The following is a 26,005-nucleotide window of genomic DNA, read 5'->3' as shown; positions in this document are numbered from 1 at the left end:
CCTGGAACTTGGGCACGGACGTGTGGAGGATGTCAGCCGCGTTCAAGGAACGCCTCCTTTTCCGGGTTGAGGTAGTCATCAATCGCCGCAGCGAGGGCAGGGTGCGAACCCAGGGACGGGTCGCCGCCAACAACCGTCCAGGCGTCCTGCCGGGCCCGGGCGATCACATCCTCGTGTTCGAGTACCCGAAGCAGCTTCAGCGTGGACCGTCCGCCGGACTGCGAGGCGCCCAGGATGTCGCCTTCGCGGCGCAGCTTGAGGTCCTCCTGGGACAGTTCGAAGCCGTCGGTGGTGGCTGCGACGGCGTCGAGCCGCCGCCGGCTGGGGTGGCCCGGCTCCAGTGTGGTCACCAGCAGGCAGGTGCCGGGCAGGCCGCCGCGGCCCACTCGGCCGCGGAGCTGGTGGAGCTGCGAGATGCCGAAGCGGTCGGCGTCGAGGATCACCATAAGCGTGGCGTTGTGGACGTCGACGCCGACTTCGATCACGGTGGTGGAGACCAGGAGCTTGGTCTGGTTGGCGGTGAAAGAGGCCATGGTCTCGGACTTCAGCACGGGGTCCTGCCGGCCGTGCAGCGGGGCAACGGGCACCCCGGCCAGGGCCGGTTCGTCCCGCAGGAGCTCCACGACGCCGGTCACGGACGCCAGCTCGCGCGCGCCGGAGTCTTCCAGGTCCGTATCGGCCGGACCGGCTTCGCCGGGACTGAAGTCGCCGTCGTCGTCCGAGCCGATCTTGGGGCACACCACATAGACCTGGTGGCCGGCGTCGACCTCTTCCCGGGACCGGGTCCAGACGCGTGTGGCCCAGGCGGGGTGCTCCGCGAGGCCCACCACGTGGGTGGTGATCGGCGCGCGGCCGGCCGGGAGCTCGTCCAGGACGGACGTTTCAAGGTCCCCGAACACGGTCATGGCGACAGTCCTGGGGATGGGAGTTGCGGTCATGACCAGCAGGTGCGGGGGCTTGCTCGCCTTGGACCGGAGCACGTCGCGCTGCTCGACGCCGAAGCGGTGCTGCTCGTCCACCACGATCAGGCCAAGGTCGTAGAAGGAGACGTTGTCGCTGAGCAGGGCGTGCGTGCCGATCACGATCCCGGCGGTTCCGGAGGCGGCGTCGAGCATGGCCTGCTTCCGTGCCGCGGTGGGCATGGACCCGGTCAGCAGCGTGACCTGGACGGCGTCGGCGCCGAAGCCGCCCAGGAGCCCGTCGCGGGAGAGCGGGCCCAGGGTGCGGCGGATCGATTCGAAGTGCTGCGCGGCCAGGACCTCGGTAGGGGCCAGCAGGGCCGCCTGTCCCCCGGCGTCCACCACCTGCAGCATGGCGCGCAGGGCAACGATTGTCTTGCCGGACCCCACTTCGCCCTGGAGCAGCCGGTTCATCGGCGAGTCCCGGGCCAGCTCGGCGGCCAGGGTCTTGCCGACGGCGGACTGCCCGGCCGTCAGGGTGAACGGCAGCTGCCGGTCAAAGGCGGCCAGCAGCCCGTCCGCGGCGGGGCGGCGGGCGGTGGCTTCCTCCGCGGCCAGCTGCGCGCGGCGCCGGGCCAGGGCGGACTGGAGGACCAGCGCTTCCTGGTAGCGGAAACGGTCCCGGGCACGCTGCCAGTCCGCGGGGGTCTCCGGGGTGTGGATGAGGCGGTAGGAGTCGGCGACGGGCAGGAACTTTTCCCGGGCGGCGACGTCGGCCGGGAGCGGGTCCGGCAGGGCGGCCAGGTCGGCGGTGTCCAGCAGGGTCTTAACCACATTGTGGATGGACCAGCTGGTCAGTTTGGCGGTGGCGGGGTACACCGGGATGGGCATGGCAGCGAGCTTTTCCGGGTCCTCCCCGGCCAAGTCCGGGTCTTCGTCCAGCAGCTGGTAGTCGGGGTTGGTGAGCCCCAAGGCCCCGTTGTAGCGGCTGATCCGGCCGGAGAACAGGGCCCGGCGGCCTGGCAGCAGCTCCGCCTTGGCGCGGTAAGCGTTGAAGAAGCTCACTTTCAGGGTGCCGGCGTCGTCGGTGACCACGACGTCGGTCAGCGTCCCCTTGCGGGCGCGCATGGTCCGGGTGCTGCTGGAGACGACGCGGGCCAGGAGGGTCACTTCCTCGTCGAGCGGCACCTCGCTGATGGGGGTGAGCTCGCCGCGGTTCATGTAGCGGCGGGGGAAGTAGTTCAGCAGCCCGCCCACCGTGGTGATCCCGAGGTGCTTTTCGATGACCGCCGCGGAACGCTTGCCGATCCGCCGTTCGAGGGCCAGGGCCAGTTCATTGGTGCCGGGAGCCGCGCCGCCGGGCGCGGCGCTCTTTACTTCAGCGGTCATGTCCGTCGAGGGCCGGGGCGGCTGGTTCGCCGTGTGACACGGCCAGCTCGCTGATGCTGATGTCCGAGGGGTCGCCGAGGGAGCGGATCAGCGCCACTGCGGGTTCGGCGTCCGGCACGTGGACGTGGATGCGCCAGCGGTACGCGCCGGCGGCGTCGGCTGCGCCGCCCACCTGGCTCATGATGACGGAATCGCCCATTTCATCGAGCTGCTGGCGCATCATGGCGGCGTCCAGCGGCGAGAGCGTGATGGTGCACATGACCTCGACGCCCTCGTCCCGGGGCATGGCCTGGTGGATGTGCGGGTCCTGGACGTCGTAGCCGTGGAGGCCGTCCAGCAGCTTGTCCTGGAGTTCCTCGCCCAGGACGGCGGAGCGGAGGCAGTCGAGGACCAGGAGCATCCCGACACCGCCGGCGTCCACCACGTGGGCGTTGTGCAGCGCCTCGAGCTGGTCTTCGGTGCGCACTACAGCTGCGACGGCGGCTTCCACGGCGGCGTCCAGGGCCAGGCCCAGGGTGTGGTTGCTGTCGTCGCCGTCGTGCGCGGCGTCCACGGCAGCAGCCGCGCGGGCGGCGGCTTCCATGACGGAAAGCATGGTGCCGGGCACGGGATCGCTCAGCGCGGACCAGGCCCGGATCTGCGCGCGGTTCAGCGCGGCGGCCAGCAGCGGGGCGCCCAGCCGGTGGTGGCCGGCCAGCGGCTCGGCGGCGGCGCAGAGGAAAACGGCGAACAGGGTGCCGGAGTTGCCGCGGGCCTGTTCCATGGCGGCCTGCCCGGCGCGGGCCAGGACGGCGCCGACGTCGTTCATCGCCGGGTCCGGCGGGCCGACCGCATGGACGGGCGGCTCCCCGGCGGGCTCCGCACCGATCTGCGGGAGCGCCGCCGTGTCGAGGCTTTGAAGCGCTTGGGCGGCGGCGCGGACGGTCAGGTACAGGTTGGTGCCGGTGTCGCCGTCGGCGACAGGGAAGATATTGATGGCGTTGAGGCGGTCGCTGTGGTTACCAAGGGTTGTTTCCGCCTTGCCCAACCACCGCTTCATCGCTTGCGCGTTGGCGGCAATCCTAGTCTGCAAAGTGATCCCATCCCACGGTGTCAGCGGGCCTGCCCGCGATCTTGACGCCCGTGCTGTCCGTTGGTGCAGGGGCTTCTACCGAGCCTATCGCAGTGAAACCGGGAGGCAGCTGAAGGTCCGGAGGGAATGTGGCCAGCAGGCCGTGGTCCTCCCCGCCGCCCAGCACCCAGGTCATGGGGTCCGTACCTAGCAGCTCCGCCGCTGGCAGGAGCGGTGCCGCCAGTTCCTTCAGCGCGGCCGGATCCAGGTTCAGGACAGCGCGGCTGGCGGACGCCATCCGCGCGCCGTCCCGGACCAGTCCATCGGAAATGTCCATCATGGCCGTGGCGCCGGAGTCCCGGGCCCGCGGGCCGGCCGCCATGGGCGGCCGGGGCCGGCACTGGAGGTCCAGCAGCGCGCGCTGCTCCCGGGTGAGGGAATCGACGGGAGTGGCCGATTCGAGCAGGGCCAGGCCTGCCGCAGCATGTCCCACGGTGCCGGCGAGCGCCACGGTGTCCCCGGGCCGGGCGCCGGAGCGGAGCACGGCGGCGCGGCCGTCGAGGGTGCCCAGTATCGCCACGCTGACGGCCAGTTCGCGGCCGCGACCCAGGTCGCCGCCGGCCACGGCACAGTCATGGGCGCCGAGTTCCCGGATTCCGGCGCTCAGGCCGTCGGCGAAGTCCTCCACCCAGGCCACCCGGGTTTCCGGCGGCATGGTGAGGCTCACCACCATGGAGGTGGCGCGGGCACCCATGGCATTGATGTCGCTGAGGTTCTGCGCGGCGGCCTTCCAGCCGACGTCGTAGCCGGTGGTCCGGTAGCCGTTGTTCCATTCGAGCCGGAAATCCTGGTCCGCCACCTGCGTGTCGATGCTGAGGACCGTGCGGCCGTCGCGTGCCGCCACAATGGCGGCGTCGTCGCCCGGGCCCAGAATCAGGGACGGGTTGTGTTCCTGGCCGTAGTGCAGGCGCGGGAAAATGCGTTCCAGAAGCTGCGATTCCGAGAGGTCCGCGACGGTCAGGGGCGGCGTTATGTTCAAGCGTTCAGGCACAGCCCTACGCTACAGGCCCGCGCCGACACCGGGTGGAGCCCCGGGCGTGGGAAACTCATAGGCATGCCCCCGCCACTGCCCGCGCTGACAGCCGTCCCCCGGCGTGCGCGCCGGGCACTGGCCGCTGTCCTGGCCGCTGTGCTGCTGTGGCTGGTGGTCGCAACCCAGCTGTTCGTGAACGTGGATCCCCTGAGTGTGCACCGCACGGACGCGGTGGTGATGCTGGGAGGGGCCGCCGCGGAGCGCTTGCCGGTGGCGCTACGGCTGCAGCGGGAGTTAAACGCTCCGGTCCTGGCGCTGTCCCACACCGACACCCCGGGCAACGCGGCGGCGGATGAGCTCTGCAACGCGGCTGCCTTCCCCAGCCCCGACCTCATCTGCTTCCGTCCCGGCGGCATGGATACCCGCAGCGAGGCGGACGTCATCGCGGACCTCGCCGCGGCCAACGGGTGGCGTTCAGTCACGGTGGTCACCTCCAGCTACCACGTCACCCGGGCCGGACGGCTGATCGGACAGTGCACGACGGCGGACGTCCAGATGGTTGCCTCGCATCCTGTGCTCAGCCCGGCGCAGTGGCTGCGCCGGTTTGTGATCGAAACGGGTGGCCTGATTGATGCCTCGCTGCGGCCGGAATGCACGGTTCAGGGGTCCGGAATGTAAGAATTGACCGTGATCTGGCTGAGACCTTCAGCCTAGTACCAAAGTTTTACGGCGAGGAGGACCGGCTGGTGGACAACTCTGCTGACGACGCTCCCCGTCTGGTCGCGGCACCGCGTCACCTGCGGCGCCGCATGTTCCACGAGGAGATTCCGGACGAGCTGCTGGTTCCGGGTGTGGAGCCGTTCCCGTCGAGTGCACTTCACGGTCGCGGAGCCAAGCGGGCGGCCGCGGCAAGCCTCGATGCCCGCGAGGTCGCTTACCGCCGCAAGCGCCTGGTGGCGCTAGTCTCAGTGCTTGTAGTGGTCATCAGTGTTCCGGCGCTCGTCATTGCGCTCCTGGTTGCCGGCTGAGACAGCCGGCCTGTCGTATCAATTTTCGTCTGCGTCCTTGGGGGGAAACCTTTGCATAGCATCATGCCGGTCTTCGGAACCCGACCCGAGGCCATCAAGATGGCCCCGATCGTTGCCGCGCTCCACCAGTCTGAGCTGTTCGACTGTGTTGTTACCGTCACCGGCCAGCACCGCGAGATGCTAGACCAGGTCAACGAGCTTTTCGGCATTGTTCCGGACCACGACCTCAACATCCTGCAGCCGGGACAGTCCCTGTCGGCCATCATGACCCGGACCATTGACGGTCTGGACAAGCTTTTCTCCGAAAAAAAGCCGGATGCCGTGATTGTGCAGGGCGACACGACGACGTCCACCGCCGGCGCCATCGCGGCGTTGTATCACGGGATCCCGGTTGTGCACGTAGAGGCGGGACTTCGCAGCGGTGACCTCTTCTCTCCGTTCCCCGAGGAGGCCAACCGGAAGATCACCAGCCAGATCGCCAGCCTCCACCTTGCGCCCACAAGCGTCAGCCGCGCCAACCTCCTGGCCGAGGGCATCAGGCCCGAGGACATCGTTGTCACCGGCAACTCGGTCATCGATGCCTTGCTGACCACTGTCGGCAAGCAGATCCCGTTTACAGACCCCCAGCTGGAGGAACTCGCGGCGAGTGGCAGGAGGATCCTTCTCGTCACCACACACCGCCGGGAGAACCAAGGGGACGCCATGCGGGGCGTGGGCCGCGCCCTGGCCCGGATTGCGGACGCTGAACCTGACATGGTGATTGTGCTGCCGGCACACAAGAACCCGGTTGTACGCGAAGCGGTGCTGCCGGCTCTCGAAGGCAAACCGAACGTTGTCGTCACAGAGCCTTTGGCGTACGGCGAGTTCACCAGGATGCTCTCCCTGTCGCACATCGTACTCACCGACTCTGGCGGGGTGCAGGAAGAGGCGCCCAGCCTGGGCAAGCCCGTTCTCGTAATGCGGGACAACACCGAGCGTCCGGAAGCAGTCGACGCCGGCACTGTGTTACTAATCGGAACGGATGAAGACAGAATTGTGACCGAAGTGACCCTGCTCTTGAAGGACCAGGATCACTTCGCCACCATGGCGAACGCCGTCAATCCCTACGGAGACGGAAATGCAGCCGCGAGGACGGTAGCAGCGGTTGAGGAATTGTTCGGCGTCGGGGCACGGATCGACGAGTTCACTCGCGGTTAGCGGTTAGACGCGCCTCAGGACTACTTTTCCCGGCCCTCCGCCCCCTCCGGCATCCCGACAGCTCATGCCATACCACGAAGTGCGACAGCAAGAAGAAATGCAAGTTTCACGGCGGGACGCTCTTCGATGGGCATGCACTGCCGCTATAGGGTTCTCCGCGCTCGGGCTGTCCGGATCGACCGGAGCGGGACCACCCGAGATTCCGGGACCGTCAAGAGCCAACCCAGGTCTGGGCCCGCATCTGACAACTCTGGACGCAACGGTCACTTTCGGCTCCCGGCGTGTTCAAAGACTGCCCTACCGCGGCCTCGCCGAAGGTTCGGCGGCTGTCACGCTCTTAAGAACGGTGGACCCCTAACCGGAATCCGGACAGCCAGCGGACAGCGTTGGCCTCTATTGGCCACCTGACTGACAGCCGTGTGTTCGACGCAGCCAATCCGGATCGGCTGCCTTTTCCTTGGCAGTACTCAGACTTCTCGGATGAGTTTCCCAGCTCCACGCGATTCCGGCCCCAAGAACTCTTGACCGTCCATGTGCTGGACTCCACGATCCGGAAACTCAACTCCGTAAAACGTGGTCCTGTTAGTCAACGGGCACCGGACTGCTTGGTGATTACGGGTGACCTTAGAAACGCACAGGCGTTCACTGAGTTGGCGCCGGCTCTCAGCGTGCTTGAGGGCGTCAGGGCGAGCACCCACCCGGGCGGCGGCGGGCGGAGGCACGAAGGCTGTTCTGGACGCCGCCCAGGCGGAGTGGCTGGAGGACCAGCTGGGACGTGTTTCCCGGAAGGCCTACGACGCGAAGGGCAGGCCCACCAGATCAGAAGTCAAGGAGCGTTTAGTGCTCCTTTTCAGCCACCACCCGTTGTCCTCTTTTGACGAGGAGGCTTTTTCACCGGACGGCGGACCACCCCCGCCGAATCGTTCTGCGGCACTGGAGCTGGTATGCCGTTTCCCAACGTGATTGCATGGATCAATGGCCATATCTACAGGCACAGGCTAACCCCATACAAAGGGAAGCATGACCAGAGCGGATTTTGGGAAATCACAACGGCATCGCTCGTCGACTACCCGCAACAGTCTCAAATCATTGACCTCCTCGAGAGCTGAGACGGGCACCTGTCACTCGTTGCCACGCTGGTGGACCATTCCGTCCCGGAGAGCGTGATGTCTGAAGGCTCCCAGACCGCCCGGTCATTGGCTGCATTGGGCCTCGAACTTACGGGCAATCGGCCGGGTCTTGACCGCGACGAGATGCTGGGACGCGCCGTGGACCAAAATGTCGATTTGGTTGTGCGGAGACCTTTCTGGTTCACTGATCGGTTCGCGATTACCGCAGAGCCACCCGGGATTGGCCTGCGGCAACCGGCCGGCTACGTTGGGCGTCTCCTTGCTGGACCGTTATGCTTGGACGCGGGGGAAGCGCCCCTTGCCGAACTCTCGGTTCCAGGGCGTACTTGAGTGATGCCACGGCTCGCCGCTCCCGCCACCAGGATCACTCGTCGAAGAGGAAATACACATATGAAAATCCAAGTCGTAATTCTCGCTGCCGGAATGGGAACCCGACTGGCGCGCCCGCACCCGAAACCCATGACCGAGCTCGGTGATGGCCGGACCATTATGCACCAGCAAGTCCAGAACCTCCAGAAGGTTTTTGGCAAGAAATTGCGGCTCACCATCGCTGTAGGATTCAAACTCGAGATGATCTTGGAGCACGTCCCCAACGCATCGTTTGTATACAACGAGAACTTTGACCAAACGAACACGTCGAAGAGCCTCCTGAAGGCAATAAGGAATTCGGCTAAGGGCGGCGTGCTTTGGATGAACGGCGACGTGGTGTTCGACCCGGATATTCTGGCTATGCTGGACCCCTACATCAAGCGCGACGAGTCCTTCATCACCGTTGATGTATCTTCGGTCTCCGACGAGGAAGTAAAATACACTACTGACACGGACGGGAAGATCCACGAACTCTCCAAGACGATCGCCGCAGAGGTGGCCCAGGGCGAGGCTGTCGGCATCAACTACATCAGCTCGAAGGACAAGAAGAAGTTCCTCAAGCGGCTCATCGAAGTCAACGACCAAGACTACTTCGAGGCTGCTATCGAACTGACTATCAAGCAGGATGACGTCAAGTGGACTCCGGTCGACATCAGCGAGTTTTATGCGGTCGAGGTCGACTTCCCTGATGATCTGATTCGGGCCAACGCCAGCATTTGAGGGACTCACTACTAACACAACGCGTCGACGCTGCCGCGAAGCTGAACAAATCCGTGTGGCTGGCGAAGCCGGCCACACGGACGGGCCGGGCCTGACCTATCCACAGCCCACTGACACCGCTGAAACCGCTACGGAGATTTGTATCTAATGAGCACTTGGGAAGCTGCGTTTGTTGCCGCGCGCCATTTCGAAAGTGTTGGCGATTGGCCAGCTGCCCTCGAAGGCTACCGAAACCTGTATCACAACGGGCATGACGACGACGGGGCTGTCGTTTTTCACTACGGTCTTGCCCAGTTTCACCTCGGAGCGCTGCGCGAAGCTGAACTGCTGATCGAGCAGGCCCTTACAATTGAGCCTGACAATATTGGTTGGAAGGACTGCCTGACGGAATTACGGAGCGGCGGGACGGTCCCGGCTGGCAGCGAGTTCTTACCTTCCGATCTGCGGACCCCATTTGTCAACGCCACGCTACAACGGGCTGAATCTGAAACCTTTGGTCAAGCCGCCGCGAGGATAAGCGCCACCCCGAGCGGCATAGCTGAGGGGTCTGCAATCTCCGCTCCTATGCCCGGCCTTAACTTGACTCCGACGGTAGATCACTCCGCTCTTGCTGCCGAGCACAAGCGCGCCGGTCAGCGCTGGCAAGAAATCGAAGTCCTGGAAGCGGGACTCCCCCTCCACGGCGCGAGTGCCTCGTGGCACGTTCGCTTGGGCGACGCTCTTGAAGCCATGAACCGTTTCGACAAGGCTGCGGATGCATTCTGCGCTGCTAACCGCATTGACCAGGCCAGCGCTGAGATTCACTTCAGGGAAGGCGCCTGCAGGTTGCAGGCTGGTGACGTCGCCGCCGCATCCCAGCTTTTCGCTTCAGCCGTAAAGCTGGACACGAAGCTCCAGGCCGCCGTCCACGGAGTCGGAGTCTTCTACCAACAACGCGGAGACTGGGCTGGAGCATCCAGCGCCTATCGAGAGGAACTTAGTCGACAGCCACACAATGCGGCTCTGGCGTACCGAACGGCTCTCGCGCTCGAACGGTGCTACGAGTGGGAGTTGTCAGCAGAAATGTACCAGCAGGCCACGGCAATGGACCCGACGGAGGCTACGTGGCACTACCGTTACGGCTTCGTTCTCGAACGTTTGGAACGGTGGCATGATGCCGCCGAGGCTTATTCATATGGCATGGACGCCAGCGCAAAACCTTCACCATACTGGGCCTACCGTTGCGGCTTCGTGCTTGAGCGTGCCGAACACTACGAGGAAGCGTGCCGAGCGCACCTGAAGGCACAGCCTGATCTCCCCATCGCCGGCACGCGCCAAGGTGCTCATCATGAACATTCGGCATATGCAGAGAGACACATCAACCAGGCGTTGGAATCTGCCTTTCGCAATCCCTCCCCGCACGCTAGCTTCAACGTAGCCGAGACGGCCGAGTCATTGGGCCTTTACAGGCAAGCGTCAGCCGCCTATCAGGCAGCGATCGACCGGAGCAATGAAGTGAAGGCAGATTGGTACTACCGGCTTGGCAGGGCCCTAACGCTCGCTAACGAGTACGCACTTGGTGCGTCAAGTTTTCGCATGAGCAGAGTTTTTGATGATGCACACGGGATCGATACAACTGCATACAGAAAGGACAAAGGGCTCCGCGACGTAATGTATTACACGTCATGGCGTGAGAACCTGCCACTCAGAGATGATGCTATTCTCTACGAAAGCTTCCACGGCGATTCCATCAGCTGCAATCCGTTAGCGATCTTCGAAGAGGTCGGCCGGCGCCGGGAGTTCGATCATTTTCTTCACGTTTGGGTCGCAAATGACGACGCCCACATCCCAGTCGCGGTCAGGACACACCGAAACGTTGCAATCATTAGACGCAATAGCGCCGCATACCGACGGCATCTGGCAACTGTAAAGTACCTCGTCAATAACGTCACATTCCCGGATTATTTTGCAGCTCGACCGGGGCAACACTACCTAAACACCTGGCATGGCACGCCCCTAAAAACTCTCGGCAAAGACATTGGAACTGGGTTCTTAGAACACAAGAACGTGGCGCGCAACTTGCTGCATACAACGCATGTGCTCGCGCCGAATCGGTTCACCGCAGATGTGCTTACGCAGCGCTATGATGTGGATTCGATGATGACTGGCAAGATTGCGCTCACCGGGTACCCAAGAGTCGACCGGACGCTCAATGCCACTACTTCATCCCGAGCTAACGTGCTGACATTGTTGGGCATTAAAGAGTCTGACACGCGGCCCGTAGTCCTTTATGCCCCCACATGGCGTGGCGGATTGACTAGCACACATTTCGATTTGGAACGCCTGACATCCGATCTGGCCAGGCTGGGTGAACTCAGCTGCAACATAGTCTTCCGCGCCCACCACAGGACACAAGAGCTCTTGGCGGGAATGGACCTTGGAGTAACGATCGCTCCGGACTCCATAGAGACAAACGAGCTTCTGGCGGTCGTGGATGTTCTTATCACGGACTATTCGAGCATTGTCTTCGATTTTCTTCCCACTGGAAAGCCAGTGGCAATGTATACATACGACCTCGAGGAGTACAGAAACGAGCGCGGCCTCTACGTAGATCCGAGTTCGATGGGCCTGCCGACCGCCAAGACAATCGATGAGCTCATCGCGATCATTTCTCAGGAAATATCCAGCCGCCACCAGGGCGCCCTTCACACTCGTCTTGTAGAGGAGTATTGCCCCTATGAAGACGGCCAGGCATCGAAACGCGCTGTCGATTTCTTCTTTTTCAACGATGACTCCCATCAACTGCCGTGTAGGTCAGTGAAGAAGTCACTTCTTTTCCACCACAGCTTTATTCCCAACGGCATCACGTCCTCACTTCTTAACCTCTTAAAATCCATTGATCCAGATGAATACGACGTCACAGTCGTTGTTCCCGTCGATGAAACGGCTGCTAATAGCGGAAGGCTTGAAAAATTCCGTGAAATGCCCGCTAGCGTTCGAGTCATAGGCAGAGTGGGAAGGCAGCTGTTCACTCCCGAAGAAAAGTGGATCGTCGACCGCATGAACAGGCATAGGGCTCTGACAAACGAAGCCCAAATGAATGTCTACAGGCGTGCATTTAGGAGGGAGTTTGTCAGGATTTTCGGGGCACACGAATTTACCTCGTCGATAGAATTCGAAGGTTACTCTACTTTCTGGACCGCGCTTCTAGCGGCCGCACCCAAATCGTCCCGCAAGGTAGCGTTCTTGCATAACGACATGCGCAGTGAGTGGCTGGGAAGATTTCCGCACCTTGAGGCGATATTCCGCACCTATCCTTCCTTCGATGCTCTTGTTTCGGTCTCCGAAGTCATCAGCGAAGAGAACCGCGATCACCTAGGATCATTGCTGTCTCTGCCTGACGAAAGGTTCAGGCACGCCGTGAACCAAATAGACCCGAAGGCAACTTTAGAGCTGGCAGGGGAAGACCTGGATCCAGATTTGCTGGATTGGTTCTCGCCAGATTTCAAGACCTTCATTACCATGGGCCGGATGTCTCCGGAAAAGGATCATGAGAAACTGATACGCGCCTTCCACGAGTTCCTCAATTACAGCCCTACAAGTCGCCTGTTGATTCTGGGAGACGGACCGCTCAGGCCAGCACTGAGCCGGCTAATAGCTGACCTCGATTTGACGGGGCATATCTTCCTTGCTGGCTTACGCAGCAACCCATTTCCGGCTCTATCTCGCGCCGATTGCTTTGTGTTGTCATCCAACCACGAAGGACAACCGATGGTCCTCTTGGAAGCTCTGACGCTCGGAAAGCCCATTATTTCCACGGAAATTATTGGGGCAAAGTATGTCCTCCAGGACGGATACGGACTTCTTGTCGAGAATTCCGTATCCGGCCTTGTGTCAGGGCTGCATCGGTTTCTTACCGGCTCGATCCCTCAACGCAGCTTCCATACATCGGTCTACCAGCAAGAAGCGCACGCACAGTTCCTGGCGTCCGCGCTTCCCAGCGGCGACGAACGCAGCCTATCAGCGGCCTACAGCGCTCCGTCGACCCTGGCGACTCCTACGGGATAGCCTGAACTTAAGGAATTGGAACCATCATGAGCGACGCCGTCATCCAAATCCCCTACAACAATCCGTGGGAAGACACTGCGAGCCAGCTGAGTAGCACTACGAAGTATGTCCACGTGACCCTCGCGGAAGGTTCGTCGGAAGACATGAACCTTATCCGCCTGGCGAGAAAAATCCCCGCGGCTAGGTCTACTTTAGTAGGGCTCACGAACTCTGGATTTCACGCTTACCTCACCAGGGAGAATGTCACACGACTCGTAAGGTACGATTCTATCCCTGATTTGTGGTTGAAAGTGAAAGACGGTGAATACAGCGTTACTGAAGAGGGGGTTGTCTACACATATACCCCGCCCTTGGCCGGAGCGCTGCCGAAGCGTCTGATTGTTGTATTTTCTTCTATTCATGAAGATATGTACACAACCAGTCTTACGCGGCATTTCATGCAAAACTTTCCGACTATACAAAAATACTTACCGAGTGATGCTGCTGTTCTCCGAATCGCGGACCTTGGCGGCGTAGCGGGTTCCTTTTATCTCAACACTACTTATTTGCGAGACAACGTCATGGCAATCCAACGACTTCTGTCGTCGGTGACAAAATTACACAGAATAGGCCACGATTCGGTAGTGCTATATGGAGTTTCTAAAGGTGGTACAGGCGCTTTATACCATGCACTCAGGGGCGGATACCGTTGCGTGGCCGTAGACCCTATTGTTTCCGACGTCTATTATGAGGAACGCTATGGGGATTCTCATTTCACAGCGAATGGCATATTTCCTTCAACAAAGCAAACCGTTTTCCGACGTCTGATCCACGAGGTCTTTGACGGTACCCTTCCCAACGCAGGCGAGTACAGTCGATGGTCAGTTATTTGCTCTGATTTCTCACCGCAGTTCCCGTACATCTCGGACATTCTCGTGAGTTCGCTGACGGACCGCATTTCGTTTTTCAATTCCCGACATTCTCAGATCAAGGACCACCCCGATGTGGGCCCGCGAACAGTCAATACGGCAACTATGCTCATGAACATGCATCTTTATGGCGTTCCGCTGCGCTCTGGAATGAACCAGATCGATTAGCCCCACGTCGATCGGCGAGCTTCGTGCCTAACTATCGATCTAGTATCTTGTTGTCCGGGCATTCCGATTGTGGCTCATCGCAGTTCGGGGCGAGCCCCACGGACAAGGTTCAAGCCACCGTTCTGGCGGGTGCTTAACAAAATATAAGTGTTTTAGTGGTTCTTAAATGTCAGTGAAGACTTGGATATCCGGATGAGTACCAGGCCGCTATCCTGACGGCACTTCTCCTGTAGTTAATCGACTTGCAGTTCCCGGCTTTCCGGTTGCTGCGGACGTCGCAGGCCCCCGATGCCGCCTGCCCCCGACCATCGATCACGCCGGGCCTGGCCGGACCGATATGGACGGCCGGTTTAGGAGGGGCGGCGGCTGGTCGACCGCGGGCCACATGCGCACCGAACACGTCGCCAACGGGTTCAAGGACCCGGCTGCGAAGCCCAAGTAGAGCCGTCGGCGATCTGGCAGTCGGATCGGGGAACACACAAACCTCGATCGGTTTCAGTGCCCTGGCGGCCAACACGGACATGCCCCCTCGTCAAGACGCGCCGACGTATGCTGGGAGTACAGCGCAGCCGAAGGGTTCTCGCCCTCCGCACGAATTGCTAGCGCATCTATACACCACCAACGCGGGAAAATCACGAGCCGGGGGCACGTCAATCGTAAAATGTTGGCGCCAACCGAAAATAGGGCCAGAAAGGCCAGCTGAAAATGGGGCCACTGACCATTATGGAAGGTGATCACATTGGATGTTTGGCGCAGATACGCCACCGATACGCGACGGAGAAAATCTCCAAGAGGGCGCTGGCGAAACAGCTCGGGGGTCCCGGGGCACGGTTGACCGGCCGTTCGAGGCAGACCGGCCGCCGAAGTACGAGCGGAAGCCGACCGGGTCGAGTTTTGATGCTTACACGCCGCGGGTGCGGGCCTTGTTGGTGCAGACGCCGACGATGCCGGCCTCGGTGCTGGCCGAGCGGACCGGTTGGGCAGGGTCCGCGTCGTACTTCCGGGATGTAATCCGGGCGATCCGGCCCGAGTATTTGCCGGCTGATCCGGTGGACCGGCTGGTCCATGAACCGGGCCAGGCGATGCAGTGCGATTTGTGGTTCCTGCTCGAGCCGCTGCCGCTGGGGCATGGGCAGGAGGGCAAGCCTCCGGTGCCGGTGATGATGAGCGCGTTCTCCGGCTACATCCAGGACAGGATTCTTCCGACCCGCACGACCTTTGATCTGCTGGGCGGCATTTGGTCTCTGCTGCAGGAAGCCGGCGCGGTCCCGAACCAGCTGGTTTGGGACAACGAGTCCGGGATCGGGCAGGGTCTGCTGACCGAGCCGGCGGCTGCATTCGCAGGGGTGCTGGGCTGTGAAATCCGGCAGCTGCCGCCGCGGGACCCGCAAGCCCCGGGCATGGTCGAACGGATGAACCGGTACTTCCGGCAGCACTTTATGCCGGGCCGGGCGTTCGCGTCCCCACTGGATTTCCACGCCCAACTCGCGGACTGGCTGCCGCGGGCGAACGCCCGCTATTCCCGGACCCGGCAGGGCCGCCCGGCCGAGCTCATCGTCCGGGACCGAAGAGCGATGCGAAGGCCGGTGGGCAAGCCACCAGATCTTCACCGACCCCGTCCACGTGGACAAGGCCGCCTCCCTCCGGCGGATCCACCGCAGCGTCAAGGCCGGACCGGCGCAACGAGGTCTACTACGGTCATCAAAGGGCCAGACTTGCAGCTCGAAAAATCGACACTAATTCCGCTATCAGCGTTCCGTAAGGCACCTCAGCAGAGCGAGTCAAGTCGCAGTAGATCCTGGATTTTGGCTGGTTGATCGCTCAGTCTAGAGCGGGCTTGACATCTTTCCTCCATACCCCTCCGCGCCGGAAAAGTTCGAGGCCCCACGGCAGCAGACTTAGACGGCCCTGACCACTTCATCTACGAAGGGTCCCAAAACTGCGTAAAACCTTCGCCTGAAGCAGCTTAACGCCGCTCATCCATGTGATCTACTACTTGATGCACTGAGAAATCTAAATCAACCCCCTGCAAGGATGATGGGCGTCTCACGGCAGCATTGTTGTTTCGATGGAAGGTCTCACATGTTGAAGTGGTTGCGGACAATTCGGCGCCCAGAATTGGGTGCCTCAGCGATCCTCCTAGCACTGGTGCTTGTACTAGGTATGGGCGCGCAGGGCGCGGTCGCCGCATCCGCACCGCCCACGGGCCTGAAAGCGACCGCCCAGACCACGTCGACCTACCTGCACATGACCTGGAACCCTGTCACGGCAGCCGTCGGATACCGACTCATGTACTCGACCAAACCAGACATGAGCGCGCCCTTCTACCGAAATATTGCATCCGGCACCACCGGCGGCTACGGCGGGCTGCCGGCCGCGACCACCTACTACGTCAAGATAAAGGCCCTGACCTCCACCGGAACGGACCTCACCGCCTACTCGGCGGCAGTGACGGCGAAAACCCTGACCTCACAGCCCGCACCGCCCACGGGTCTGAAAGCGACCGCCCAGACCACATCGACCTACCTGCACATGACCTGGAACCCTGTCACGGCAGCCGTCGGATACCGACTCATGTACTCGACCAAACCAGACATGAGCGCGCCCTTCTACCGAAATATTGCATCCGGCACCACCGGCGGCTACGGCGGGCTGCCGGCCGCGACCACCTACTACGTCAAGATAAAGGCCCTGACCTCCACCGGAACGGACCTCACCGCCTACTCGGCGGCAGTGACGGCGAAAACCCTGACGGCACCGCCCCCTCCCCCACCAGGACTGAAAACTATTATCCAGAGCCCGACAACCTTGACATTCACGTGGGACGCTGCTCCCAGCGCCCCTCAGTACCGGCTCGCCCTGAGTAATACACCCGACATGAGTTCGGCTACTTATATCACCACCTTGACCACTACGGGTGAGGTGCGGGGCCTGTCGCCGGCGACGCCGTACTACGCCCAAGTCCGTGTCATTTCAGCCACCGGTGAGGGCATCACTGCGTATTCCCCGGTTGTCAAAGCAACGACTGCTCCTGTACCAGTGCTACCAACAGTCGTGAACCCGTTGTCCGTTGGCTCTTTCAATGTTCGATGCTTCAGCTGCATGGATGGATTGCCGGATGAAAAGCCCTGGACGGAACGACGGGACGCTGTGGTTCAGACAATCCTATCGAAGGTTCCGGACATACTCGGCGTCCAGGAGGCCTCCCAGACATGGCTTGACGATCCCCGGCCAGGAGGCTACACACAATTCGAAGACCTCCGGGATCGACTCGCATCCGTGGGTGCCAACTACAAGCTCACCGATACGGACAGGAACAACTGTGTTGATTCAAGGCTCCCCGCGAACTGCGTCTACGCAGATCAAGGCGCCTCGGCAGGGACGAAGATCTTCTACAACGCGAGTACCATGAAGTTGATCCGGTCTGGATCGAAGGCTCTCCCTTCAGCTTCCGTGTCGGACGTCTCTCGTTTCGTGGCTTGGGCGGAGGTGACGCAGCTTTCCACCGGAAAGAACGTGTTCTTTGCCAACGCTCACTTGGCGGTCGGCAAAGACGTCGTGGCGAACGACATCCGGAAGCAGCAGGCTCAAGCGGTTATGGACACCATCAAGAGCAAAAACACCAGCAACCTGCCCGTAGTACTAGTTGGTGATATGAACTCCAGTAAGTGGACGGACCCCGCCAACGGACCCTACGACGTGTTCACTAGCCAAGGGCTAGTCGATCCCTTAGGCAACACATTTAGGAGCTGGTACCCCAGCGGCGAGGCGACGGCGGAAACGGTTGTGAACCGACGGGTCAACAGCTGGAATGGCTTCGAACGCCTAGCTCGCCAGGGCGTCGAGGGAGCCAGCGGAACGTACATCGACTATATCTTTACGACCAAAATGCGGATTCCCTACTACGAGAATGTGGCAAAAATCGACGCACTCGGGAACTACATCGGCACAATACCATCGGACCACAATATGCAGTTCGCTAGAGTGAGCCTCCCATAGCTATTGACGATTCAGCTGATAGCAGGCAATCGCTAGGCGCAAGGCTGAGATTGCCCAGCGGCGCAGAGCGTCGGAATCGTGAGTCAGAAAGCATAGGCCCAGTGCGGTCCTTGAGATCCTCTCTCGCTGCTGCTGCGTCGGCACCCAGTGCTTACCAGTGCCCTGAGCTCCTCTTTGACCATCCACGCAGCTTGGTGCGTTGCCGGTCGCATCCTTGGCGGCTAAGACCTCCTGCAGCCTGTGGGCCGACTGGTTTGAGGCCGAGTCGCGTGCGCGTAGGAGCAGCTTCCGGTGGGCAAGGCCAGGCCTTGTCCACACCGCAGCTGCCGCGTGACAAGTCCTGGCTGGCGGGTGTTAACGCCAACCGAAAATAGGGCCAGTTTTGCCGACTGAAAACAGGGCCACGGGTTGTTGTTCTATTGTGCCTGAAGCTGGGTTCTTGTCTTGTTCCGGAGCCGGTAGCTGCTGCCGGTGAGGTTCAGGACTTCCGCGTGGTGAACGATCCTGTCGATCATCGCCGAGGCCACCGTCGCGTCGCTGAAGACCTCGCCCCACCTACTGAAGGCCAGGTTGCTGGTAAGGACCAGGGAGGCGTGTTCATAGCGGGACGAGACCAGCTGGAAGAACAGGTTGGCCGAGTCCTGATCGAACGGGATGTAGCCGACTTCGTCAACGATGAGCAGCTTGTGGCGGCGGAGCTTGGCCAGTTCCTGGGGCAGGCGTCCGCGATCATGGGCTTCGGCCAGCCTCGATACCCACCCGGTCGCGGTGTCGAACAAGACGCGGTGCCCGGCGCGTGCGGCCCGGATCCCGATCCCGACCGCCAGGTGGGTTTTCCCGGTGCCGGGCGGCCCGAGCAGGACCACGTTCTTGGCTTCCTCCAGGAAGACCCCGGTGCCCAGATGCGCGACGAGGTTCCGGTCCGCGGCGGGCTGGTGGTCGAAGTTGAACTCTTCCAGCAGCTTGTGTCCGGGGAACCTCGCGGCCCTGATCCGAAGTGCGGCCCCGGAGGCTTCGCGTTCGGCGACCTCGCGGGAGAGGACAGCGGCGAGGTATTCCTCGTGTGACCAGCCTGCTTCCCGTGCCCGGTCTCCGAGGGTCCGGTAGCCGTCGGCGATCCGTGGGGCGCGCAGCGCGCGGGCGTAGTAATCGATGTCCTTCACGGCCCCGTTCACCGGCCGGCCCCGGAGAGCTCGCGGGCATCGTCGGGGATGGCGACGCCGAACAGGTCGTCATAGATCGACAGGTCCCGTTCCTCCACGACCGTGGACCGCCCGGCCTTGACGCTGCGGTGGATCCGCCGGAGGGAGGCGGCCTTGACCACGTGAACGGGGTCGGTGAAGATCTGGTGCCGGGCCCACCTGCGGTCGTGGCTGGCCAGCAGCCGGCCGTCAGCACTCACCGTGACCTTTTCCAGGTCCGCTTCGACGTCCACGATCCGACCGATCGCTCCCGGGTCGACCGAGTAGTCGTTGGAGAAGACCCGCACGTAGTAGTCCCGTGGCAGCCGGACGCTGCTGCGGAAGGCGAACTCGGGCGCCACCGGCGTCAACGGCCGCATCGCTTCCCGGTCCTGGACGAAGAGCTCGGCCGGGCGGCCGTGCCGGTTCCGGGAGTAGCGGGCGTTCGCCCGCGGCAGCCAGTCCGCGAGCTGATCGTTGAAATCCAGCGGGGACGCGAACGTCCGGCCGGGCATGAAACCCTGGCGGAAGTACCGGTTCATCCGCTCCACGATGCCCTTGGATTCCGGATCCCGTGGCGGCAACTGCCGGATCTCACAGCCCAGCACGCCGGCGAACGCCGCCGCCGGCTCGGTCAGCCGGCCCTGCCCGATCCCCGATTCGTTGTCCCAGACCAGCTGCTTGGGGACTGCACCGGCCTCCTGCAGCAGCGACCACATCCCGCCCAGCAGATCAAAGGTCGTGCGGGTCGGCAGCATCCTGGCCTGGATGTATCCGGAGAACGCGCTCGTCATCAGCAGCACCGGAGGCTTGCCCTCCTGCCCGTGACCCAACGCCAGCGGCTCATGCGGGAACCACAAATCGCACTGCATCGCCTGGCCCGGTTCATGGACCAGCCGGTCCACGGGATCCGCCGGCACGTACTCGGGCCAGAGTCCACGGACCTTGTCCCGGAACAACGATGCGGAGCCCGTCCAGCCGACGCGTTCGGCCAGTACTGAGGCTGGCATCGTCGGCGTCACCGCCAACAAGGCCCGCACCTGCGGCGCGTAAGCATCGAAACTCGAACCGGCCGACTTCCGCTCATACTTCGGCGGCCGCTCCGACTCCAACGCCCGATCCACCGTCCCCCGGGACACCCCCAGCTGTTTAGCCAGCTCCCTCTTGGAGATCTTCTCCGTCGCGTATCGGTGGCGTATCTGCGCCCAAACATCCAATGTGATCACCTTCCATAATGGTCAGTGGCCTCATTTTCAGTTGGCATTCTTGGCCCTATTTTCGGTTGGCGTCAACAGCGGGCCTCGGATATGGCCTGGTGGCCTAGGGAGGCCGTATAGAAGTGAGCGACCGCGACAGCAGTAGGCGGGAGCTACATCCTCAAATGATTTGCGGAACGCAGCCGATGGCCCGACGCCCCTCTGGTCCCGCCCATCACGACGCCGTGAACCTGGCCGGTGTGCAGATCAACGGTGGTCGACTTCAATTGCTCATACCCGATCCACGTTCTCGACCCAGGGTCCCGAATAAACCAGAAGTGGCTCTTCACTTAGCGGCCATGGAAAACTGCCCGTAGGCGGCCAAGAATCTGCCCACTGGCGGCCATAAATACTGCCTGTCGGTGGCCGCGAGATCTGCTCACTTCCTTACTGAACCCTGCCGCTCGAGCGGCAGGAGCATCTCCTCGGGGTTTGGTGACAGTGTCTGCTCGCACCAAAGTCGCCCGAAAAGACGCCCTAGTGGAGCTTGGCGGAGAAATCAGGGAAATATTCGCTGCGTATGACCTGACCGGATCGATGCGCGCCGCCGCGGAACTCACTGGCTTCTCGCGCCACATGGTTGCTAGACACGTCGCTGCCCGCGATGCAGGACGGCCGATCCCCGAACCGGTCTTCCGGCGTCGGTCACCGATGCGTTCCTGCCCAAATCGAGGAATGGATCGTGGCTTCAAGGGGAAAGATCCGGGCTAAAAGAGCCCACTACAAACTCCGGGCCTCGGATTCGAGGGCTTCGACCCGCCGGGCCGTCGCCCAGGTCCGTGCTGGCGTCTTGGCCTTGTCCGGGCGCACCGGCCGTGGATCAGGGGACGGGGCATGTGGCTGCAGTACGATTTCGGAGACGAACCCGTGATCGAGGGGATGGCGACGCCTGGCTGGCGTGGTCCCGGTTCAGGACCGTGGTCGCGTTGCGGGACCGGACGGCGCCGAGCGTGTTCTCCGCGCTGGACCGCAGCTTCAGGATTCTGGACGGCGTCCGACCTACGTTCTAACCGATGACGAGAAGACCGTGAGGGTGTCCCATGTTGCCGGGTCCCGGTGCGCAACAAACAGACGGTGGACTTCGCCCGCCATTACAGGGTGACCGTGTTGACCTGCCAGCCTGCCGATCCGGCGGCCAAGGGCGGCGTAGAGTCATCGGTGAAGCTCGCCAAAGAAGAAATCGTGCACAAGCACACCAACCTGCGTACCGAATACGCTTCCTGCGCGGAGATCTTAGCGGCCTGTCAGACGTTCACGGACGAGGCCAACGCCCGGGAGCGCTGGCCGCCGGCCGCAAATCCGCAGCGGTGCTTGTCCAGATCACGTGTCGGTTCTGGCCTAATTTGCGTCTGTAGGTCCAGCTGCTGATCTCGAAGGTCACCGCTGGCAACGGTTGCAGCAAGGGCTTCTCCTCGGCGGCGAACACGCTAGCTCTTGGCATGATTGTGACCGAGTTCAAGGAGGCGCGAGAATACCGTTTCACTGGAGTTTGGATTGTCCCAAGGATTGAACTCCTTGCGCCAGGCTACGTAGGCCTCTTTGTGCAGGCGGCGGCACCCCGAGAGGTCCCTGAGGGCTTCGATCACTGTATCGCGTGTATGACACAGGGGGCCGGGCGCCTTAACCGATAAGTCGAAATACACGCCCCGGCCGGATCCGGTGTAGACATCCCAGTCTGGAACGAAAAAGATGACTGGTTTTTCGGTGACGCTAAAGTCGAACATGATAGACGAATAGTCCGTAACCAAAACGTCGGCCGCGGCCATAAGACCAGACGTATCGTTAAACGACGTAACGTCTATGACGCCGACCGCCTCAACATTCTGGCCGCGCCGCAGGCTAACGGAGTGCCCTCGAAGGAGGACTACGAAGTCCGGGCCCAATTCCTTGGCCATTTCACCTGCTTGGATAAGGTCCGGAGTTGCTGTCTTATCCTCCCTCCACGTCGGTGCATAGAGGACGACCGTCTTCCCGGGGGCTATTTTGAGAGCTTCACGGACTTGCCCCCCGAGGACGTCAGCGTCGAATAGGGCGTCGTTACGCGGATACCCTGATTCGAGGATTTCTCCGGCGTAACCATAAGCACGCCGAAAAACCTCAGTACTGTGAGGGTTTTGCGAAATCAGTAGGCTCCAGTCATTGGCTTCGCGTTCGATCTTTGCCACTCGACTTGGCTTGTCTCTTGAGCCCGGCCGGTCCAATCCAAGCAACTTCAAGGGGGTTCCGTGCCAAGTTTGCACGAAGACCTGATCCGGGTGGCGCTCGAACTCGCTCGGCGCCCAGCAGTTGGTAATGACATACTTGGATTTAGCCAGCGCCTTCCACGACTTGGCGCTGTTGCGGACGACCGGGGTAGCCCCTTCCGGAAGTGGGACTGAAAGGTCCGCTACGCTCACGAAAAGCTGGGCGGCAGGGAGCCGGCGCTTGGCCGCATGGAAGAGTGCCAACGGACTGTCGGAGAAATTCTTACCAAACCAGCTTTCAAAGTAAAAGCAGTCATTCAGTGGTTCGGCTGCTTTACGAATCGACGCCCGAAGTTTGCGCTGATTGTATTCACCAAGTTCAGAAGGGGCCATCGGCGGACTAACATTTATGTACAGTTCATTACCAGGTGAGCGTTCCAAACGAATGTTCAGGTCTTCTGAATAATGGGCCTTGTACAGTTCGCCTACCAAAGCCTTCGCGGGCCGCAGACGGTCGTAAGACTCGTCGCCGAAATAAACGCCCACCCGATAGCCACCCGACGCAACAGAAATCGGACCGGTCCCCGAGTGCGACGTGAGAGGAATTGAAAATACAAACTGCCCGCCCGCACTGGTAACCAACTCAGCGGAAACGGAGCTTCGTGCGCCCTCGAGGCAAAGAGCCGTCGGTCTCGACTTTTCGCCCCAATACGATCCCGAGATGGTCAAATGAGGAATGGGAAGGGCGTAGAAATCGACGACATTTGCCTCAAGATTGTGCTGCAGGCGGTCCAAACGCATCACACCACTCGGGCCGCTCGTCAGGCGCAGCCCGTCTTCACGTTGGCTGTGCTCCATGGATACATTTGACCAGTGGACGAGCCTGCTGGTTTCGCCGGAAAATAGATAAACCCGCCAACTTTCTCGAGTGTTTGGTCCGAGGTCCGGAAGGTCTGCGACATTGAAAGCGATTTCAACCCAGGTTCCCTCGCGGTTAAAGAAAGAGGCGCGAACCTCGCGCTCGGCGTCATCCTTAAGGATCGCCACGTCCGGAGCGAAGCGTCCGTTGCTCTTGATCCAAAGCCTCAGTTCGTCCCCGGCGAACGAGGCGGCATGAGCCAGAGCAATGCGGCGGGCAATCTTGAACTCCAACCCATTCTCGGTCCAACTTGGCACCACCTGCACGCCGTTGCTGTGTCCACATGCATCCAATGCACCGGCTGAACCCCATCTGTAGCGATGAGTCAATGTCGACTCTTGCCTCTGGCTGCCGTCCGAAATGGCGACGTACGCGGTTACGACGGTGCCCTGAGCAGTAGCATCTGGCAGATGGCCTTCAAAATCAAACACTGCTTCGAAGGCACATGTTGAGGTGTCAAGCACGGGGTTAAGGCTCCGCTCGTTGGACAACGGCTCCGCATACTTGCGAACCAGCGCATGAGATCGGCGCCCTTCGTCGTCCTGCAGCCAGACTTCGAGTTGCGTCGTTGCTGACTTAGAGGCCTCAGGCAAGAAGTACGCCCACAACTTTATGGTGAACGTCCGAGCCCCCGTCCATTTGGCTGCGCGGAGCTCTGCCCTCACGGGAAGGGCCAGGGCTGCTTCGTTTTTCATCGTGGGAAAATTCGCCTTTGGTCGGTTCCTCAATCTTCGATCTAGATCCTATCGTGGATCGGACTTCGCGCTCTGGTGCACGAGAGCTCTGTCGCCATTCGCCGCCGGCCGCACATCGAGCCCCATGAGAATAGGATTGCCACCATGACAGATTCAACGGATTGCGAGCCAGGTGGCCGCCGAGCGATAGTGCAAGTCATCGATAGCCTGGGTGAAGACGGCGGCGGCCTCACTCGCTCAGTGTTTGACAGGTTCCGTGAGGTCGCAGCGGAAAGAAAAGCGATTCTAGTTACAGTCGCATTTGAACCCAATGTGGAACTGCTCTTCTCCGACCTCAAACAAGCAGGCGTACTGCCAGCGCACACGGAACTGGTGAACTTTCACCAGGATCTGGGCAGCATAAATCGTTCACCAAACGAGAAAGTATCGTTTGATCACTTAAGTTGGGAATCCAGCCCGTCGTTTCAGTCCGTGCAGGAAGGTTCTGATATCCGGCGTGTCCAACGATATTTCCGTTCCGGAGCTTTCGTAGGATTAGCGGCCAGGGGGGCCAGCGGTCAACTGGAGTACGTTGACACGCACGATAAAGATCGGCCGTGGCTTCGCATTTACCGGGACACCGCTGGGCCTGGTGGATCCATTTGTCGACGAGACTACTATGATGACGAAGGACACGTCCGTTATAGGGTCTACATAGGAATCGACGAGCGTCCGTACGCTTCGACGTGGGTGAACAAAGCTGGCTACGAGTACCGCACGGTCGAGAACACGGCCGCTGAGCCAGTGCTACACACGGACATGCGCCACGCCAACAGCGTTTGGCTAGCGTCAAAGCTTGAGACATACGGGCCCACAGTGCTTTTCACAGACCAGCCCCGCACAAGCTTCGCATTGTCTATTTCGTCCCCGAATGTGTTTCACGTGAATTCGATCCACACTACGCATTACAAAAATAACATGGACAACTCTGACGGGTTAAAACAATGGATGAAACATCACCTAGAGTTTATGAACAACGTTGGCCTGTTCATATTCTTTACCGAAGCCCAGCGGCTGGACTTTCTCAAGGACACGGGCTGCAGGCCTGAACGTACGATGGTCGTCCCGCACGCCGCTCCATTGGAAGCCGGGGCCGCTATGCAACGAATAGTGAAGCGCGTGGAGCAACAGTTTGTGACCGTGGCGCGACTCGACGACGACAAGCAAATCGACCAAGCCATCAAGGCCTTTGAGAAAGTGCACCGGGAATTTCCAGGGGCGAGGTACAAGATTTTCGGGATCGGATCTGCCGAGTCTACACTGCGACGCGTTATAGCCGACTGCAAGTTAGAGAACATAGTCACACTTGAAGGCCAGACACGTGAACCCCTGCGACAGTTCGCCGCTGCTGAATGTTCCGTACTGACGTCCCGTTATGAGGGCTTCGGGCTCGTACTCACCGAGAGCTTCGCGTGCGGAACACCTGTCATCTCCTATGATGTGATCTATGGCCCCCGTGATGTCGTCCGGCATCGCCACAACGGTCTGCTTATCACCCAGGGCGACATCGACGGCCTCGCTAACTCTATGATCGAGTATCTGCAGGATTCCGGTCTGAAATCGTCCCTTCGCGAAGGGGTTGCGTCCACGGCAGCCAGCTTTGACAAAGATGCTTGGCGGCGGGGCTGGCTTTCCACGCTGTCAGCTGCAGACGGAGCACGGCAGGGCTGACCGATGGTGGTCGGATCGCGGGCTCGCAACCGCCGCGTGGAGCGGGCCAGTATCCATTAGGGCCTCGACGGTGATACCGAATAATCTCCCCGGGCAACATAGTTCATCGCAGAAATACCGATG

General features: G+C 61.2%; 15 protein-coding genes and 1 pseudogene. 10 read left to right on the top strand and 6 right to left on the bottom strand.

What is annotated here, in order from left to right:
* Positions 1–32: 32 nt before the first annotated feature.
* Genes AR539_RS00410 through AR539_RS00400 form a run of 3 tightly spaced genes read right to left on the bottom strand, consistent with a single transcriptional unit; the run spans position 33 to position 4,390 of the window.
* Positions 33–2,288: an ATP-dependent DNA helicase RecG gene (locus AR539_RS00410; protein WP_066431178.1), complete on the bottom strand. Its 2,256-nt coding sequence runs from the start codon at positions 2,286–2,288 to the stop codon at positions 33–35.
* Positions 2,278–3,327 (bottom strand): DAK2 domain-containing protein, encoded by a 1,050-nt coding sequence (locus tag AR539_RS00405; protein WP_066431174.1) that lies wholly within the window; start codon positions 3,325–3,327, stop codon positions 2,278–2,280. The genes AR539_RS00410 and AR539_RS00405 overlap by 11 nt, the downstream gene beginning before the upstream one ends.
* Positions 3,328–3,349: 22 nt before the next feature.
* Positions 3,350–4,390, bottom strand: a complete 1,041-nt coding sequence (locus AR539_RS00400) for a thiamine-phosphate kinase (protein WP_066431171.1) — start codon at positions 4,388–4,390, stop codon at positions 3,350–3,352.
* 63 nt (positions 4,391–4,453) lie between these two features.
* Here AR539_RS00400 and AR539_RS00395 point away from each other — a divergent pair, with 63 nt between their 5' ends.
* The 8 genes from AR539_RS00395 to AR539_RS00365 all read left to right on the top strand — a co-directional run bounded on the left by AR539_RS00395 (position 4,454) and on the right by AR539_RS00365 (position 17,938).
* Positions 4,454–5,050 carry a YdcF family protein gene (locus AR539_RS00395; protein ID WP_066431169.1) on the top strand — a complete coding sequence of 199 codons (597 nt, stop codon included), beginning with the start codon at positions 4,454–4,456 and terminating at the stop codon, positions 5,048–5,050.
* 68 nt (positions 5,051–5,118) lie between these two features.
* A complete protein-coding gene (locus AR539_RS00390) occupies positions 5,119–5,400 on the top strand; it encodes a hypothetical protein (RefSeq protein WP_066431164.1) in 282 nt (93 codons plus the stop codon).
* Positions 5,401–5,463: 63 nt separating this feature from the next.
* Entirely contained in the window at positions 5,464–6,597 is a 1,134-nt protein-coding gene (wecB, locus tag AR539_RS00385; protein ID WP_066431161.1) for a non-hydrolyzing UDP-N-acetylglucosamine 2-epimerase, read from the top strand.
* 1,520 nt (positions 6,598–8,117) lie between these two features.
* The gene (locus AR539_RS00380; protein WP_066431158.1) at positions 8,118–8,816 is read left to right on the top strand and encodes a phosphocholine cytidylyltransferase family protein; all 699 of its coding nucleotides are present in this window, start codon (positions 8,118–8,120) and stop codon (positions 8,814–8,816) included.
* Positions 8,817–8,963: 147 nt separating this feature from the next.
* Positions 8,964–12,863, top strand: coding sequence for a CDP-glycerol glycerophosphotransferase family protein (locus AR539_RS18830; protein ID WP_082699120.1), 3,900 nt, complete (start codon positions 8,964–8,966; stop codon positions 12,861–12,863).
* A gap of 26 nt (positions 12,864–12,889) precedes the next feature.
* Entirely contained in the window at positions 12,890–13,939 is a 1,050-nt protein-coding gene (locus tag AR539_RS19235) for an XcbB/CpsF family capsular polysaccharide biosynthesis protein (RefSeq protein ID WP_157360879.1), read from the top strand.
* A 743-nt stretch (positions 13,940–14,682) separates the two neighbouring features.
* Positions 14,683–15,756: a DDE-type integrase/transposase/recombinase gene (locus tag AR539_RS00370; RefSeq protein WP_066431150.1), complete on the top strand. Its 1,074-nt coding sequence runs from the start codon at positions 14,683–14,685 to the stop codon at positions 15,754–15,756.
* A 265-nt stretch (positions 15,757–16,021) separates the two neighbouring features.
* Positions 16,022–17,938 carry an endonuclease/exonuclease/phosphatase family protein gene (locus tag AR539_RS00365; protein WP_066431144.1) on the top strand — a complete coding sequence of 639 codons (1,917 nt, stop codon included), beginning with the start codon at positions 16,022–16,024 and terminating at the stop codon, positions 17,936–17,938.
* 416 nt (positions 17,939–18,354) lie between these two features.
* On the opposite strand, the gene istB is transcribed toward AR539_RS00365, so the two are convergent.
* Positions 18,355–19,113 carry an IS21-like element helper ATPase IstB gene (gene istB / locus AR539_RS00360; RefSeq protein WP_066431142.1) on the bottom strand — a complete coding sequence of 253 codons (759 nt, stop codon included), beginning with the start codon at positions 19,111–19,113 and terminating at the stop codon, positions 18,355–18,357.
* Positions 19,110–20,345, bottom strand: coding sequence for an IS21 family transposase (gene istA / locus AR539_RS00355; protein ID WP_066431139.1), 1,236 nt, complete (start codon positions 20,343–20,345; stop codon positions 19,110–19,112). The genes istB and istA overlap by 4 nt, the downstream gene beginning before the upstream one ends.
* 510 nt (positions 20,346–20,855) lie before the next feature.
* Between istA and AR539_RS19840 the strand changes: the two are divergent.
* Positions 20,856–21,692, top strand: a pseudogene (locus tag AR539_RS19840) (IS21 family transposase); the annotation flags it as partial.
* Between the two features lie 110 nt (positions 21,693–21,802).
* Here the strand turns inward: AR539_RS19840 and AR539_RS18820 are convergent.
* Positions 21,803–24,172, bottom strand: a complete 2,370-nt coding sequence (locus AR539_RS18820; RefSeq protein WP_082699118.1) for a CDP-glycerol glycerophosphotransferase family protein — start codon at positions 24,170–24,172, stop codon at positions 21,803–21,805.
* A gap of 144 nt (positions 24,173–24,316) precedes the next feature.
* On the opposite strand from AR539_RS18820, the gene AR539_RS18815 reads away from it, so the two are divergent.
* Positions 24,317–25,882 (top strand): glycosyltransferase, encoded by a 1,566-nt coding sequence (locus tag AR539_RS18815; RefSeq protein WP_082699117.1) that lies wholly within the window; start codon positions 24,317–24,319, stop codon positions 25,880–25,882.
* Positions 25,883–26,005 lie beyond the last annotated feature (123 nt).

The sequence above is a fragment of the Arthrobacter sp. EPSL27 genome (genome assembly GCF_001512305.1).
Classification (GTDB): Bacteria; Actinomycetota; Actinomycetes; order Actinomycetales; family Micrococcaceae; genus Arthrobacter.
Note: the sequence above shows the minus strand (reverse complement) of the source record. Positions and strands in the feature narration are given on the sequence as shown.